Source organism: Sulfitobacter sediminivivens (assembly GCF_042611115.2).
Taxonomy (GTDB): Bacteria; Pseudomonadota; Alphaproteobacteria; order Rhodobacterales; family Rhodobacteraceae; genus Sulfitobacter; species Sulfitobacter sediminivivens.
Window position 1 is genome coordinate 71520 of sequence record NZ_JBHGAR020000013.1, and the last position, 15382, is coordinate 86901.

Genomic DNA, 15382 nt, shown 5'->3' on the forward strand with positions numbered 1-15382 from the left:
GTTGAGCGATAACCAGGGAGGATTCGATATGAAAAGATTGGTACTTGCGATGGCACTGTCTATCGCACCGGTACTCAGCTGGGCAGAGGGCCTGACCCATAAGGTTGCTATCCACGTGGACCAGAATGATCCACAGGTGATGAACATGGCGCTCAACAACGTTGCGAATGTGATCAGCTATTACGAATCTGTCGGAGACACGGTCGAGGTGGAAGTTGTCGCATATGGGCCCGGTCTGAACATGTTTGTGGAAGGCAAAAGCCCGGTCGAGGACCGCATCAGCACCATGTCACTTGAACTGGACAACCTGTCCTTTGCAGCATGCGGAAACACACACCGTGCCATGACTGCAAAAGCTGGCAAGGACGTGCCGCTTATGTCAGAGGCGACGGTTGTGCCATCCGGCGTGGTGCGCCTGATTGAGTTGCAGGAAAACGGATACGCATACGTGCGTCCCTGAACGCGTGAACGAGGCAGTTTTTAGAACTGCCCCGGTATTTTTAACCCACGTCCTTATAGCTGACTTCGCGTTGGTCCGTTCCGCCTTTTTCCCGGCGGACCAGCAAGCGATTAAGCGCGTGGATATAGGCGCGCACCGATGCGACAACGGTGTCGGTATCGGCTGATTGCCCCGTCACAATGCGCCCGTCTTCTTCCATCCGGACCGACACGGTTGCTTGTGCGTCGGTGCCTTCGGTCACTGCGTGCACCTGATAAAGCTGCAAGCGTGCGTTGTGCGGCACCAGTTCCTTGATACAGTTGAACGACGCATCCACAGGGCCATCGCCGGTCTGGCTGGTCTGGTGTTCCGTCCCGTCCACATCCAGCACCATGTCGGCCTGCTGCGGACCTTCGGTGCCACAGACAACGCGCATGGATTTTAGTTTGATCCGGTCCTCCTGGGGGTCGGTGCTGGTCCGCATCAGGGCGATCAGGTCGTCCTCGTAGATTTCTTTTTTGCGGTCGGCCAGTTCTTTGAACCGCACGAACACGTCCTTAAGCTGGTTGTCCCCCAGCTCGTAGCCGAGTTCTTCCAACTTGGAACGCAACGCGGCACGGCCCGAGTGTTTGCCCATGACGATATTGGTCTCGGAGAGGCCCACATCCTCGGGGCGCATGATCTCAAAGGTTTCGGCATTTTTGAGCATGCCGTCCTGATGAATGCCGCTTTCGTGCGCAAAGGCGTTCTTGCCTACGATGGCCTTGTTAAATTGCACCGCAAAACCCGACACGGTCGCGACCCGTCGCGAGATGTTCATGATCTTTGTCGAATCCACACCGGTCTGGAACGGCATGATGTCATTGCGGACTTTCAGCGCCATCACAACCTCTTCCAACGCTGTGTTGCCCGCGCGTTCCCCAAGGCCGTTGATTGTGCATTCGATTTGACGGGCACCTGCCTCTACGGCGGCCAAACTGTTCGCAGTCGCCATGCCGAGGTCGTTGTGGCAATGGGTGGCAAAGATGATCTCATCCGCGCCAGGCACTTTTTCCAGCAGCATCTGGATCAGCGCGGCAGATTCGCGTGGTGCGGTATAGCCGACGGTATCGGGAATGTTGATCGTGGTGGCACCGGCCTTGATTGCAATCTCAACAGTGCGGCAGAGATAGTCTTCTTCTGTCCGGGTCGCATCCATCGGCGACCATTGCACGTTGTCACACAAGTTGCGGGCGTGGGTCACGGTTTCATGAATGCGCTCGGCCATTTGATCCTTGGTGAGGTTGGGAATGGCGCGGTGCAGGGGCGAGGTGCCGATGAATGTGTGAATGCGCGGTTGGCGCGCGTGCTTCACCGCTTCCCAACAGCGATCAATGTCGCCCATTTGCGCGCGGGCAAGGCCACAGATCACGGCGTTTTGGCTTTGACGCGCAATCTCGCTTACGGCGGCAAAGTCGCCCTCTGAGGCAATGGGAAACCCGGCCTCAATGATATCGACACCCATTTCGTCCAGCAGGTTCGCAATCTCAAGCTTTTCTGCGTGAGTCATCGTGGCACCGGGCGATTGTTCGCCATCGCGCAGCGTGGTGTCAAAAATCAAGACGCGGTCTTGTTTGGTCGTCGTGTTCATTTGAAATCTCTCTTGTCTGCTTTGAAAATCCGTGGCGCGCTATTTTTCCGAAGAATGAGCCCTCTGAGCGGGCGCACCGGATGGCACGCTCAGAGGCGGATTAGAAGCAGTAGGTTTGCACACAGCGCGGCCACGCAAGGGCGCGGCAGGGTCGGGATATGGGCGGCGTGTGTCATGCCGACGTTTATAGCCGTGGTTTTGCAAATGGGAAGAGGGCGCGCAGACTTTATTGCCGACGCGGATTATATGGACCTCAAATGTTGATGTGGGGGGAATGACCGCTAAGTTTGGCGGATGAAACGTATATTGATCATAGGCGCATCTGGTGGCATTGGCACCGCTCTGACGCTGGCGGCAAGAGGCCAAAATGTTGAGATAGTCACGTTGGCGCGGTCGCGGGACGGTTTTGACATCACCGATGAAGCATCGGTTCAATCACATCTGGGGGCCTTGGACGGCACGTTTGATACGATCATCGTGGCGTCGGGGGCCTTGGAGATTGACGGTGCGCAGCCCGAAAAATCAATTCGTTCGCTCACTCAAAAGGCAATGATGGATCAATTTGCGTTAAACGCGGTTGGCCCGGCGTTGGCGCTGGCCCATGCCGCTGATTTGTTGCCCAAGGACAGGCGTGCGGTCTTTGCGGTATTGTCTGCGCGGGTGGGCTCAATCGGAGACAACCGTTTAGGGGGCTGGATCAGCTATCGCAGTGCGAAAGCAGCGGTAAACCAGATCGTGCATACGGCGGCCATTGAATTGGCCCGTAGCCATCCCGACAGCATCTGTGTGGCTTTGCATCCCGGGACCGTAGCAACCCCTTTTACGGAAAAGTATCTGGGCCGACATCCGGCGGTGGCCCCCGGTGAGGCGGCGGAAAACCTGTTGCGGGTGATTGACCGTCTGGACGCCAAAGATACGGGCGGGTTCTTTGACTGGGCTGGAAAAGCCGTGCCGTGGTAGTAGCTTATGAGTGCACTTTCTGGCTGTCGTCTGGTGCCTCATCACGATCAAACATGCCGTAATCCCGTATCACATTGGCAATGCGCAGATGATAATCGTTGAATATGCCAGCACGGCCCTTGGCCTGCGCGCCGCGATGTGCATTCAGGTTTCGCCAGGCGATGACCGCCGCTTCGTCCCTGAAGAACGAAAGCGACAGCAACTTGTCCGGGTTGCTCAGGCTTTGAAATCGCTCGACAGAAATGAATCCGTCGACCTGATCCAGCAAAGGCCGCATCCGGATTGCGATATCCAGATAGTCCTGTTTACGCGCAGGGTCTGGAAGGATTTCGAAAATCACGGCAATCATATTGTGTCTCCATGCGGTGCTGAGGCCAGTTTGAGGAACGTTCGGTCCTCGCGCAGGATGAATCGCTCTGATTGGGCAAAGTCATAGTTTTCGCGCCCCAATGGATCGTCGCGCAACCGCGCGCGATAGGCCTCATAAGCCGCAAGGTTGGGGATGTTGTAGATCCCATAGGCAAGCGTCGATGACCCTTCGTGCGGGGCATAATATCCGATCAGATCGGCACCGCAGCGTGGGATGGCCTGACCCCAGTTGCGGGCATATTGGGCAAATTGTGCGTGTTTGGTTGGGTCAATGTGATAGCGGATGATACAGGTAAGCATGGGATGTCCTTTCGTTGCTCTGCTTGTTCTAGCGGATTGATCTCAGTGAATGCTTCGGCTATGGTCGAAGTATGAAGGAAGGTCCTGACATTTCCCGCATTGCAGCGCTGATTGGCGATCCGGCGCGCGCCAATATCCTGACTGCATTGATGAGCGGCAAGGCATTGACTGCGACCGAACTGGCAGGTGAGGCGGGCGTGACGCTGCAAACCGCAAGCGCGCATCTGGGTAAGTTGGAAAGCGCCGGGATGATTGCCTGTCGCAAATCGGGGCGGCACAAATATTTCACCCTCGGTGGGGATGATGTGGGGCACGCACTTGAAGTCTTGATGGGATTGGCTGCTGGGGCGGGACATTTGCGTACGCGCATCGGACCCAAGGATGCAGCTTTGCGCGAGGCGCGGGTGTGTTACAACCACTTGGCGGGAGAAAAGGGCATTGCCTTGTTTCAGGGAATGTTGTCGCGTGGCTTTGTCCGCGAAGCCGATGAGGATGTGATCCTGACTGAAAAAGGCGCTACTTTCCTGACTGATTTCGGGGTGGACTTGGACAGCTTAAACCGCAGTAAAACCCCGCTGTGCCGACCCTGTTTGGATTGGAGCGCGCGGCGCAGCCATCTGGCGGGCAGTGTCGGGCGCGCTTTGCTGGCGCAGATGCAGGCGCGGGGCTGGGCCGCACGCGCTGAAGGGACGCGGGTGGTGAAATTCACGTCCGGTGGTGCCGCGGCATTTGAGCAAACATTCGGGGCCTAAATCTGGCCCGCTGCGCGCAAGCGTTTGATGCCATAGCGCAGATGTTCGGTGCGGAACGAATGACCGCCGCGAAAAAGGCAGAATTCAAGGATTTTACCCTTGGCATTGCGCCGGTTCTGACAGTCTAACGTGCCAGTCTTTGACGAATTTAACGCACCAAACTTACCAAATTTTGCATAACTCGACACGGCTTCAACGACTTTGCCCTGCTTGGTTTCCCTGATGGGGCGGCCTGTCAGTGGCACAGTTGGGTCGGCGTCTCCGTGAATGTGAACGATGCTTGATACCGGTGCGGCGCAGCTGTCCGGTGGTTTCAGCCAATAGGTTCCAGACATCGGAATAAAACCTGCGAATTTCTCAGGATGGGAGCAGGCAAGGTTCCAGACCATCATGCCGCCTGCGCTAAAACCACCTGCGACGACGCGTTGCCGATCAATGGCAAATCGATCCGCTGCATCATCAATGACCGCATCGAAATACGCAAACTCTGCCGCTCCGGTGCTGGTGAATGTGCGCGGGCCATAGGGCAGGTCCCATGAGCCATTGACCCCTTGCACAGCGATCAATGCTAATCCGGCATCCGATACCATTTTGCGCAGACTGCCGTTGCGCATCGCCCCTGCGGCAGTGCCGCGATACCCATGTGTCCAGACCAAAGTACCAACAGGGGTCGCGCCGTCGTACCCTTGTGGCATGGCGATGCGATAAGAGCGGTCGCCAATCATGCAATCGGTGTCCGGGCCACACGCGAGGGCTGGGGAGGCGAGGAGCAAGAGCAGTGGGAGAAGAAATTTTTTCATCAATTGATGATGCAGGAGCGCTCAGGCAGGCTCAAGTCACAAGCGCGTGCAGCGAGTTAGCGCCCTTCATGCAAGTCGGCTGCCAGATGGATGATTTCTATGGGTTCAGGCGTGTCGAGAATGGCTAGCGGCACGATGACATCCCATTTTTTAGGCGCACCACGGGTAAGCATAACAAAGCGTTGAAGAGGGCTGTTGCGGTCCCACCATGCGGCACGGTCATAGAGCTTGAGCGCAAGATAGAAGTTGCCAACCCGCGCCAGACGGACCCCCTCATCTCCGTCACCTTCGTACCGCACAGTTTCATGCACCCCAACCGCATCTATTTCGGCCCACGTCAAAGGGGCCACGAAATAGCCCGATACGCCGTTTTCATCCATCCGCAGCCCGACAGGACGAGCCAGTGTCATACCCGTGAACCAAAACGCTGCTGGTGCGGTGATGATCAGGGCTATCCCTGAGACCCATCCCGAAACCGGCGCGTCGTCGCTTACCACGAGGCGCAAAAAGAAAAGAAAGCCGGACAGCAGCGCAAGGAACAGTGTTATTGCCGCCCATTTCGCAAATACGCGCCGCCTGATGAGAAATCTTGCGCCCCTGCTCAAGACGGATCGCGCCAGCGGTTGACGATGGGATAGCGCCGATCGAGCCAGAATGCGCCTTTGGTCAGGCGAGGGCCGGGGGCGGATTGAAAACGCTTGTATTCGCTGATGTAGATCAGGTGTTCGACCTTTTTCGCGGTGTCGCGGTCAAAACCTGCCGCGACACAATCGGCAATTGAGCCGTCCTGATCAACCAGAATGTCCAAAATGGCATCCAGCTCGGGATAGTCAGGCAAGCTGTCGCTGTCTTTTTGGTCCTCGCGCAGTTCAGCGGTCGGTGGTTTGGTGATGATGGTATCTGGGATCATTTCGCCCGCAGGCCCCATCATCCAATCGCGGTGGTGCGCGTTGCGCCAGCGGCATGTCTCAAAAATGCGGGTTTTATACATGTCTTTGATCGGGTTATAGCCGCCCGCCATATCGCCATAGATCGTGGCATATCCCACTGCGACTTCGGATTTATTACCAGTCGTCAGCAGCATTTCGCCAAATTTGTTGGAAAGGGCCATCAGCAGCAGACCGCGCAGGCGCGATTGAATGTTCTCTTCGGTCAGCCCCGGTTCGGTGCCCTCAAACAGGTCCGCAAGCGTATTTGTTATCGCGCCCCGAGCCTCTTTGATCGGCACATAGTCGTATCTGCAGCCGAGCGCCTTTGCCACTGCCTCTGCGTCATCCAGCGAAGATTGGGAGGTGTATTCAGAGGGCAGCATTACGCAGCGCACGTTTTCAGGCCCCAGCGCATCGACCGCAATCGTCGCGACAATTGCCGAATCGATGCCACCCGACAGGCCCAGAAGCACCTTCTTGAAACCGGTCTTACGCAAGTAGTCGCGCAGGCCGATCACCATGACGCGGTAATCTTGCTCCCAAGCATCAGGCAACGGGGTCAATTCTTGTGGCAGTACGCGCCAGCCATCGGCACCGCGTTCCAGATCAACATGTGCGACGCACGCCTCAAACGCGGGCATTTGCACTGCCAATGCGCCGCCGGGGTTCAGCGCAAACGACGCGCCGTCAAAGACCTGATCATCCTGCCCCCCAATCATGTTGAGATAAATCAGTGGCAAACCGGTTTCGACCACCCGTGCGACCATTATGTTCTGCCTGGTTTCCATCTTGTCGCGGTAATAGGGCGACCCGTTCGGAACGAGCAGGAATTCCGCCCCGGTTTCGGCGAGCGTTTCGGCCACATCGGGGTGCCATGCGTCTTCGCAGATGGGGGAGCCGACGCGGGTATTGCCAACCGAATAGGGGCCTCCCAAAGGCCCGGCATCAAATATCCGCACCTCATCAAACACGGTTTCATTGGGCAGGTTATGTTTAAGGGAGCGGCTAGCGATTTTGCCATTTTTGAGGATCAGATAGGCATTATAAAGTTCGGTCCCTTCGACCCACAGCGCGCCGATGGCCAGCGCCGGGCCGTCAGCGCATTTGACCGCCAATGCGTCAATATGTGTCATCACATCCAATTGAAACGCGCGTTTCATCACCAGATCCTGGGCGTTGTAACCGGTGATAAACATCTCAGGCAAAGCGACCAGATCTGCGCCCGCTGCCTTGCCTTTTTCCCATGCGTCATAGGCAAGGGCGGCATTGCCAGCCAAATCGCCGACGGTGGGGTTCAGTTGGCCCAAAGTGATGCGGAAACGCTCTGCCATGATGCGACCTCGTGAATGTGTTGCGCCCCGATGTAGCAGATCACGCGGCAAGGGAAAGCCCATGTGCGGGTCGGTCACACCAAAAACGATTGCCCCCATTGCCTCCTTTGCTTAGGTTAATAACGAAATGCTGCGGGGGCGTGGCAGTTCTTGAGCACAGCGATTCTCGCGCAACCAGAGCAGGGCCGTTCATGTCACTTCGTCTGTTGATCCTTTGCATTTCACTTCTGCCATTGCCCGTTCTGGCCCAGGACGGAGCGGTATTGTCCAAGGAATACGATGATGGCGGGATCTATGAGGGGACGTTCCGGGGAGGTCTGCAACATGGGCAGGGAACCTACAAGCTGCCCAATGGATATGAGTATTCCGGCAATTGGGAAGAGGGCGAGATCAAGGGCGAAGGCATAGCAAGGTTCCCCAATGGATCCGTCTATGAAGGTAACTTTGCCAAAGGGAAACCAGATGGTTTTGGCAAGATAACCTTTGCCGATGGTGGCACTTATGAAGGCGACTGGCAGAGCGGTGCGATCCTGGGCAATGGTGTCGCGCTTTATGCCAATGGCGTGCGCTATGAGGGTGCGTTTCGCAATGCCAAACACCATGGCAAAGGCGTGATGCAAAGCCCCGGAGGCTATGAATACAAAGGCGACTGGGTTGATGGCGTCAAACAGGGGATCGGCACGATCACCTATCCTGACGGTGCCGTTTATGAAGGTGAGATTGTCGCGGGCAAACGCAGCGGCACCGGCACGCTGACCATGCCCGATGGGTTGGTTTATGTTGGTTTGTGGAAAGATGGCCAGATTGATGGTTCTGGTACGCTGACCCAACCAAATGGTGATGTCTATCAAGGTGACCTGGTTGGGGGACGCCGGTCAGGCACGGGCAAGGTGACCTATGCCAACGGTGACATTTACCAGGGCGAATTCAAGGATGATCGCCGCGATGGGCAGGGCACATTCACCGGGGTCGATGGGTATGTCTATGTCGGATCATGGGTGGCGGGCCAGATCGAGGGCACAGGCACCGTGACCTATCCAGACGGGTCCGTCTATGTCGGTTCATTCCGTGATGATCTGGCGGATGGTATGGGCAAAATCACCTATGTCGACGGGTCCACCTATGAGGGCGAATGGGCCTCTGGTGTCATCGATGGCAAGGGGATTGCGACCTATGCCAATGGTGTAATTTATGACGGCGAGTTCAAGAACGCCCGCAATGACGGCACCGGTGTGATGACCTATGCGGACGGGTATCGCTATGAAGGTGGCTGGAAAGACGGTCAGCGTCATGGGGCGGGCAAAGTGACCTATCCTGATGGAACGGTGTATGAAGGCGCGTTCGAGAACGGTCAGCGGCAGGGTCAGGGCAAGCTGAACATGGCCAGCGGGTTCGTCTACGAAGGCGAATGGACGCGCGGCGAGATCGAGGGCCAGGGCAAAGCGACCTATGCCAATGGCGATGTCTATGAGGGCACATTCAAGGCTGGCAAACGTCAAGGGGCGGGGACAATGCGTTATGCAACGGGCGAAGAAGCCACAGGTACGTGGGAAAACGGCGCGTTGAACGAAGGCGGATGAGGGCCTGAGGTTCGGCCCTGAACTGCGAAAACATGATCAAAACAGACTACGACGAAATTGTTGCGATGCTTGCGCAGGGTCAACTTGACGCACTGGAAACAGCCGCTGTTATCGTTGATGACTTTCCTCAGGGCAAAGATGCGTTCGTGCAACGACATTGGATCACCAATGCGATTGACCTTGGGTGTTTCGCTGCCGTGGAATGGATGATTGGCAAGGGCGTCACATTGATTTTTAGGGATGCCGAAGGCTATACCCCGTTGCATTCTTGCATCGAGCGCGAAAAGAGTGATCGCTATGATATGATGGCGGTCCTGATCAAAGCGGGCGCAGATTGCAATGCACATGGGATAAATGACTGGACGCCACTGCATATGGCCGCGATGCGGGATGATCGTCCCGCGATGAAGATGTTGATTGATGCGGGTGCAGATGTTTCGCGCCGGACCCGGATCGACGACTATGCGACACCGGCGGAAGAAGCCCGTGCGCTTGGCCATCACGCGTCGGCCGATTTTATCGACAAATACGCGGCTGGCCGCTATCCTTTCAACGACTGATCTTGCGGCGCTAAAATGATCATGCCGCATCGCTGTTGATTGAGCGAAAACCGCGCCGGGGGTATTAACATGTCGGATGTAAAAGATTTTCTGGCCAATGTTGAACCGATCCGCAGACACCGCGAGGCTGCGCAGCTTGATGCGATGTTTCGCGAAATTACAGGCTGGGCTCCGGTTCTCTACAAGGGCGGTATGCTGGGCTATGGCCGCTATGATTACACCTACACGTCCGGCCGCACGGGGTCCTGGCTTGCCACCGGGTTTGCGCCGCGCAAGGCGAAGCTGTCGATCTACATCATGCCGGGATATGCAGATTTTGACGCAATATTGGCGCGGCTTGGCAAGCATACCAAAGGCAAATCATGCCTCTATCTGAACAAACTGGAAGATGCGGATATGGACGTGCTGGCCGAACTGATCCGCGCAGGGCTGAGGGATCTGGCCAGCCATTGGCCAGTTCACGCGACCTAGACAATTGTGCGCCCCTGTGACAAGCCATCGGCCAACAGGAGAACCTCAAATGTCTAACCCTACGATCACCCGTTTTGCCCCGTCCCCCACCGGGTATATCCACGTTGGCAACCTGCGCACGGCGCTGATGAATTACATGATCGCGCGCAAGGCCGGCGGTACATTCATTCTGCGCATTGACGACACCGACCCTGAGCGTTCCAAAGAAGAATACGTTGATGGTATCAAGGAAGACCTGACATGGCTGGGCCTGCATTGGGACCGGGTTGAGCGCCAGTCAGAGCGGTTGGATCAATACCATGCCGCGGCAGAAGAGCTGCGCGAAAAGGGGCGCTTTTACGAGGCGTTTGAAACACCGGTCGAGCTTGACCTGAAGCGCAAGAAACAGCTCAATATGGGTAAGCCGCCGGTGTATGATCGCGCGGCACTTGCACTGTCTGATGCGGAAAAGGACAAGCTGCGCGCCGAGCGGGGTGCAGGCGTTTGGCGGTTCAAGCTCGACCAGCAGCGCATTGAATGGGATGACGGTATTCTCGGCGACATCTCAATTGATGCAGCATCGGTATCCGACCCTGTGTTGATCCGGGGCGACGGTCAGATTCTGTACACGCTGGCGTCCGTTGTCGACGATACCGAAATGGGTGTGACCCATGTCGTGCGCGGGTCGGATCACGTGACCAATACAGCTACACAAATTCAGATCATGCAGGCGCTGGGCGCAGGCGCTTTGCCAAAATTCGCGCATCATTCGCTGCTGACCGGGCCGAAGGGCGAGGCGCTGTCAAAGCGTCTCGGCACGTTGGCGTTGCGTGATCTGCGGGCGCAAGGAATACAGCCATTTGCCCTGCTCAGCCTGATGGCGCGACTGGGGTCCAGTGACCCGGTTGAGCTGCGCACAAATATGGCAGAGTTGATAGAAGGGTTTGATATCAACCACTTTGGCTCTGCGCCGACCAAATTTGATGTGCAGGACCTGTTTCCATTGACCGGTCGGTATTTGCAGGCGTTGCCATTGGATGCAGTGGCAGACACGATTGCCGATCTGGGCGTGCCTGCTGACAAAGCGGCGCAATTCTGGGCGGTCACACACGAAAATATTGAAACCTTGAATGATCTGAAGGTCTGGTGGGCAATGTTTCGTGATGGTGCCGATCCGGTGATCGAGGACGGCGATGAAGAGTTCATTGCCGATGCCATGAAGATGCTGCCCGATATGCCATTTGATGGCAGCACCTGGGGGGCGTGGACGACAGCCGTTAAAGAGGCAACGGGGCGCAAGGGCCGCGGCTTGTTCCGGCCCTTGCGTCTGGCGCTGACAGGTCAGGAACATGGCCCAGAAATGGCTGCGGTGATGCCTTTGCTGCAAACTGTAAAAGCGCGCAGGTAAACGCGGTGCCAGGGCATCTGCGTCCGATCCTGAGGTATAAGCCGGAGCGTCATGGCTGAGGGGAGCGCCAAGTTTCTGACGGGCAACCTGTTCAGGCATGTGGCCGTGATGTCGCTGACGGCGTCCATCGGATTGATGGCAGTTTTCATCGTCGATTTTGTCGACCTGATTTTCATCTCGATGCTGGGCAAAGCGGAATTGGCGGCGGCGGTGGGATATGCGGGCGCAATCCTGTTTTTCACCACCTCATTTGGAATTGGCCTGAGCATCGCGGCGGGGGCGTTGGTTGCGCGCGCTTTGGGCGCTGGAGACGAGGCACTTGCGCGCGAACGGACCACCCATGCGCTGACCTATGGTCTCGTTTTTGGCAGTGCATTTTCATTGATGGTCTGGATTTTTATCGTGCCACTGGTCGCCCTTTTGGGGGCGGTTGGCGAGACGGCCATGCTCAGCGTGCATTTTCTGCGCATTGTTGTCCCGTCTGTGCCTTTCCTGATCCTTGGTATGATGGGGGCTGCTGTCCTTAGGGCATATGGCGACGCGCGACGTGCGATGATGGCAACGATTGTGGGCGGTATTGTGAATGCGGTGCTGGACCCGATCCTGATCTTTGGTCTTGATCTGGAACTCACCGGGGCCGCGATGGCGTCTTTTGCCGCGCGTGTGGCGATTGCCATTATGGCCATGCTGCCAATCATCCGCATCTATGGCGGCATTGCGCGTCCGAGGTTGACCGGCATGGTGCGTGATCTGTCGCCGATTATGGCAATCGCGTTTCCAGCAATTCTGGCCCAGATTGCCACACCTGTTGGTCAAGCCTATGTCACCCGTGTGATGGCCGATTACGGTGAGGAAGCGGTCGCTGGCATGGCAATTGTCGGGCGCATGACGCCAGTGGCTTTTGGTGTCGTATTTGCGCTTTCGGGGGCCGTCGGGCCAATCATCGGCCAGAATTTTGGGGCGGGAAACATGGACCGCGTGCGGCGCGGGTTCAATGCATCGGTTCTGTTTGTGGCCTTGGTAATCGGTACCGTTTCAACGCTGCTCTTTGCTTTTCGCGGGCCTCTGGCAGATCTGTTTGAAGCCAGCGGAGTGACCCGGGATCTGATGTATCTGTTCTGCGGACCGTTGTCTTTGATGTTCTTTTTTCCGGGTGTTTTGTTCGTTGCCAATGCGGCGTTCAACAATATGGGCCAGCCATTCTTGTCGACCCTTACCAATTGGGGTCGCAATGCATTGGCGCTCATCCCATTGGTTTGGCTCGGCTCGGTGTTGTTTGACGCTCAGGGTGTGCTGATCGGCCAATCGTTGGCAGGGGTTTTGTTTGGTGTTATCGCCTGGATACTGGCAGTGCGCTGTATCACACGGGGTGGCGCGGCACAGCTTGAAGGTTCAGATATTTTTGGCCGCGAGGGTCGTTTGATGGCGCTGTTCCACGCGCGCCGATAGCCTGTTGAGATGATGATCGACCAAGTCGGTTTCGCCCTTGCTCAAGCTGCGATGCCGGCTGTAGACGGGTGCCGCCCGGTCATCCAGCACTGGCGTATTCCAGCCATCGGTGGTGTCAAAGAACCGCTCGACGCCGGGTGTTCCGTACAGGTGCAAGAAGCCCTGAACAACCACGTCAAGATAACTGAGCAGGATGATGTGATTGCCAACCGCACCCATCGCACTGGGCGGAATGACGTAATGTGCGATATCGGGGGCCGGGTTGAGATCGTGCGCGACTGCGCCGCTGGAACTGTGTCGCGCATAGCCGTATTCGCGGGCGTCTAATGCCACCCAATCGCCGTCCGGCACAGCGGCGATCACCCCATCAATGGTTGATGATGGATCTGGAACAACGGTCAGGAACACCACGTCGCGCGCCGCCGTGCGCACCCATGCGCGTCGCCAGCCGCCGAGCGTCGCAGGCTGCGCATCTGGATAATCATGGGTCTGGATGTTCACCAGGCTGCCATAGCCAAAAAAGTAAGGGGTCATTGCGCGTGCCATTTCGATTGTAGTCACTCTAAGGAAATCATTGTTGCGGCCCATGCACAAGCACGCTTGACGCAGATGTATGCGGCGGCATACGAATGGTCATCTACCACGGGAGAATCAGCGACGCTGATGCCGAAGGAGCAACCGCCCCGGAAACTCTCAGGCTGCAAGGACCGTGATGGACAAGGACACTCTGGAGAGTGGTGCCGAGAGGCATCCGCCGAAGGGATAACGATCTCAGGCGAAAGGACAGAGGGGGCATCGGGTGCTGCACTTCGCGGCGCTGTGATGCCGGTTTGGTCAATTGAGGCTTCCGGTTCAGATAAGGACAAGGACGCGAGATGACCCAGATGAAACGCACGCCGCTTTATGATCTTCATGTCGAATTGGGTGCCAAGATGGTCCCGTTTGCGGGCTATGATATGCCCGTTCAATATCCCATGGGCGTGATGAAAGAACACCAGCAGACCCGCGAGGCGGCGGGATTGTTTGATGTCAGCCATATGGGGCAGGTGATCTTGTCCGGTGAAAGCTGGGAACATGTCGCGCGCAGTTTCGAAAGCCTTGTGCCGATGGATGTGCTGGGCCTTGAGGATGGTCGGCAGCGTTATGGGTTGTTCACCAATGATGCGGGCGGGATCGAGGATGATCTGATGTTCGCGCGGCGCGGTGATGATCTGTTTGTGGTGGTGAATGCAGCGTGCAAAGACGTTGATATTGCGCGGATGAAAGCAGCGCTGGAGCCTGAGATACTGGTGACACCCCTTACCGACCGCGCCTTGATTGCGGTGCAGGGGCCGGGGGCAGAGGTGGCGGTGGCCAGCATGGATGCGGCAGCAGCAGATATGACCTTTATGGATGTGCGAAATTTATCGCTGAACGGCAGTGATGTCTGGGCCTCGCGGTCCGGATATACTGGCGAAGACGGTTATGAAATTTCTGTGCCTGCAGACGAGGCCGTGGCATTGACGCGGGCGCTGCTTGCCCTTGATGGGGTTGAAGCGATTGGCCTTGGTGCGCGGGATTCCCTGCGGCTTGAGGCGGGGCTATGTCTTTATGGGCATGATATTGATGCAGGGACAAATCCCGTTGAAGCGGGTCTGAATTGGGCCATTCAAAAAGTGCGCCGGGCGGGCGGCGACCGTGCCGGCGGATTTCCCGGCGCGGATGCCGTTTTGGCTGCATTTGAGAATGGCGTGAGCCGCAAGCGCGTGGGTCTGCAACCCGAAGGCCGTGCACCGATGCGTGAAGGCGTCGAGATTTTCGATGCCGCCGAAGGTGGACAGGCCGTTGGCACTGTAACCTCTGGCGGCTTTGGTCCCACAACGGGTGGGCCGATCGCCATGGGCTATGTCGCGACGGAACAAAGCAAGATTGGCACCGCGCTTTGGGGTGAGGTTCGGGGCAAACGCATGCCATTGACCGTTGCCAAGCTGCCGTTTGTTGCTGCAAACTTTAAAAGATAATCAACCACAGGGAAGACCGAGATGAAATTTACCGAAGAACATGAATGGCTGCGCGTTGAAGGTGACGAAGTCGTTGTGGGCATTACGATCCATGCGGCCGAACAACTGGGCGATGTTGTGTTTGTGGAACTGCCCGATGTTGGCACCACCATCAGCAAGGATGATGAAGTTGTGGTGATTGAATCCGTAAAGGCGGCGTCAGATATCCTTGCACCCATTGATGGTGAAATCACGGAAGTGAACGGCGCACTGACCGACACGCCGAGCATGGTGAATGATGACGCGCAGGGCGAGGCCTGGTTCTTTAAGATGAAGCCAAGCGATGCGTCACAGATGGACGAATTCATGGATGAAGCGGGTTACCAGAAATTCATCGGGTGACGTGTGCGGCCTAGGCCGGAATTGTGTATTTTTGGAACAATGAA

At 56.8% G+C, this 15382-nt stretch carries 17 protein-coding genes and 2 riboswitches; of the genes, 10 read left to right on the plus strand and 7 right to left on the minus strand.

Features of this window, described 5'->3' with window-relative positions; all coding sequences use genetic code 11:
• Positions 1-28: 28 nt before the first annotated feature.
• Positions 29-460 carry a DsrE family protein gene (locus ACEWL3_RS13910; protein ID WP_386183964.1) on the plus strand — a complete coding sequence of 144 codons (432 nt, stop codon included), beginning with the start codon at positions 29-31 and terminating at the stop codon, positions 458-460.
• Positions 461-500: 40 nt separating this feature from the next.
• Here the strand turns inward: ACEWL3_RS13910 and ACEWL3_RS13915 are convergent, their stop codons facing one another.
• Positions 501-2069: a 2-isopropylmalate synthase gene (locus ACEWL3_RS13915; protein ID WP_386183967.1), complete on the minus strand. Its 1569-nt coding sequence runs from the start codon at positions 2067-2069 to the stop codon at positions 501-503.
• A 294-nt stretch (positions 2070-2363) separates the two neighbouring features.
• On the opposite strand from ACEWL3_RS13915, the gene ACEWL3_RS13920 reads away from it, so the two are divergent.
• Positions 2364-3029 (plus strand): SDR family NAD(P)-dependent oxidoreductase, encoded by a 666-nt coding sequence (locus ACEWL3_RS13920; RefSeq protein WP_386183969.1) that lies wholly within the window; start codon positions 2364-2366, stop codon positions 3027-3029.
• A gap of 4 nt (positions 3030-3033) precedes the next feature.
• On the opposite strand, the gene ACEWL3_RS13925 is transcribed toward ACEWL3_RS13920, so the two are convergent.
• Together ACEWL3_RS13925 and ACEWL3_RS13930 are read right to left on the minus strand one after the other, a co-directional pair.
• Complete coding sequence (locus ACEWL3_RS13925) at positions 3034-3378, minus strand: antibiotic biosynthesis monooxygenase family protein (protein WP_386183972.1); 345 nt, start codon at positions 3376-3378, stop codon at positions 3034-3036.
• Positions 3375-3698, minus strand: coding sequence for an NIPSNAP family protein (locus tag ACEWL3_RS13930; protein ID WP_386183974.1), 324 nt, complete (start codon positions 3696-3698; stop codon positions 3375-3377). Before ACEWL3_RS13930 ends, ACEWL3_RS13925 begins: the two co-directional genes overlap by 4 nt.
• A 71-nt stretch (positions 3699-3769) precedes the next feature.
• Here ACEWL3_RS13930 and ACEWL3_RS13935 point away from each other — a divergent pair, with 71 nt between their 5' ends.
• A complete protein-coding gene (locus ACEWL3_RS13935; RefSeq protein ID WP_386183976.1) occupies positions 3770-4450 on the plus strand; it encodes an ArsR/SmtB family transcription factor in 681 nt (226 codons plus the stop codon).
• Here the strand turns inward: ACEWL3_RS13935 and ACEWL3_RS13940 are convergent.
• The 3 genes from ACEWL3_RS13940 to ACEWL3_RS13950 all read right to left on the minus strand — a co-directional run bounded on the left by ACEWL3_RS13940 (position 4447) and on the right by ACEWL3_RS13950 (position 7510).
• Positions 4447-5250 carry a CE1 family esterase gene (locus tag ACEWL3_RS13940; RefSeq protein ID WP_435001035.1) on the minus strand — a complete coding sequence of 268 codons (804 nt, stop codon included), beginning with the start codon at positions 5248-5250 and terminating at the stop codon, positions 4447-4449. The genes ACEWL3_RS13935 and ACEWL3_RS13940 overlap by 4 nt on opposite strands.
• A gap of 56 nt (positions 5251-5306) precedes the next feature.
• Positions 5307-5756 carry a hypothetical protein gene (locus ACEWL3_RS13945; protein ID WP_435001036.1) on the minus strand — a complete coding sequence of 150 codons (450 nt, stop codon included), beginning with the start codon at positions 5754-5756 and terminating at the stop codon, positions 5307-5309.
• A gap of 95 nt (positions 5757-5851) precedes the next feature.
• Positions 5852-7510 carry an NAD+ synthase gene (locus ACEWL3_RS13950; RefSeq protein ID WP_386184061.1) on the minus strand — a complete coding sequence of 553 codons (1659 nt, stop codon included), beginning with the start codon at positions 7508-7510 and terminating at the stop codon, positions 5852-5854.
• Between the two features lie 191 nt (positions 7511-7701).
• Between ACEWL3_RS13950 and ACEWL3_RS13955 the strand changes: the two genes are divergently transcribed.
• The 5 genes from ACEWL3_RS13955 to ACEWL3_RS13975 all read left to right on the plus strand — a co-directional run bounded on the left by ACEWL3_RS13955 (position 7702) and on the right by ACEWL3_RS13975 (position 12957).
• Positions 7702-9090, plus strand: a complete 1389-nt coding sequence (locus ACEWL3_RS13955; RefSeq protein ID WP_386183983.1) for an MORN repeat-containing protein — start codon at positions 7702-7704, stop codon at positions 9088-9090.
• A 32-nt stretch (positions 9091-9122) separates the two neighbouring features.
• Positions 9123-9650, plus strand: coding sequence for an ankyrin repeat domain-containing protein (locus ACEWL3_RS13960; protein WP_386183985.1), 528 nt, complete (start codon positions 9123-9125; stop codon positions 9648-9650).
• 69 nt (positions 9651-9719) lie between these two features.
• Entirely contained in the window at positions 9720-10121 is a 402-nt protein-coding gene (locus ACEWL3_RS13965; RefSeq protein ID WP_386183987.1) for a DUF1801 domain-containing protein, read from the plus strand.
• Between the two features lie 49 nt (positions 10122-10170).
• Positions 10171-11508 (plus strand): glutamate--tRNA ligase, encoded by a 1338-nt coding sequence (gene gltX, locus ACEWL3_RS13970; RefSeq protein WP_386183989.1) that lies wholly within the window; start codon positions 10171-10173, stop codon positions 11506-11508.
• 51 nt (positions 11509-11559) lie between these two features.
• Positions 11560-12957: an MATE family efflux transporter gene (locus ACEWL3_RS13975; RefSeq protein ID WP_386183991.1), complete on the plus strand. Its 1398-nt coding sequence runs from the start codon at positions 11560-11562 to the stop codon at positions 12955-12957.
• Here ACEWL3_RS13975 and ACEWL3_RS13980 read toward each other — a convergent pair.
• Positions 12901-13491, minus strand: a complete 591-nt coding sequence (locus tag ACEWL3_RS13980; protein WP_386184062.1) for a gamma-glutamylcyclotransferase family protein — start codon at positions 13489-13491, stop codon at positions 12901-12903. The two genes, ACEWL3_RS13975 and ACEWL3_RS13980, sit on opposite strands and share 57 nt — an antisense overlap.
• 99 nt (positions 13492-13590) lie before the next feature.
• A riboswitch (glycine riboswitch) is annotated at positions 13591-13677 on the plus strand.
• A riboswitch (glycine riboswitch) is annotated at positions 13678-13754 on the plus strand. It begins immediately after the preceding riboswitch.
• A gap of 78 nt (positions 13755-13832) precedes the next feature.
• On the opposite strand from ACEWL3_RS13980, the gene gcvT reads away from it, so the two are divergent.
• Together gcvT and gcvH are read left to right on the plus strand one after the other, a co-directional pair.
• The gene (gene gcvT / locus ACEWL3_RS13985) at positions 13833-14957 is read left to right on the plus strand and encodes a glycine cleavage system aminomethyltransferase GcvT (RefSeq protein ID WP_386183993.1); all 1125 of its coding nucleotides are present in this window, start codon (positions 13833-13835) and stop codon (positions 14955-14957) included.
• A gap of 21 nt (positions 14958-14978) precedes the next feature.
• Positions 14979-15338 (plus strand): glycine cleavage system protein GcvH, encoded by a 360-nt coding sequence (gcvH, locus tag ACEWL3_RS13990; RefSeq protein ID WP_114879672.1) that lies wholly within the window; start codon positions 14979-14981, stop codon positions 15336-15338.
• Positions 15339-15382: the final 44 nt, after the last annotated feature.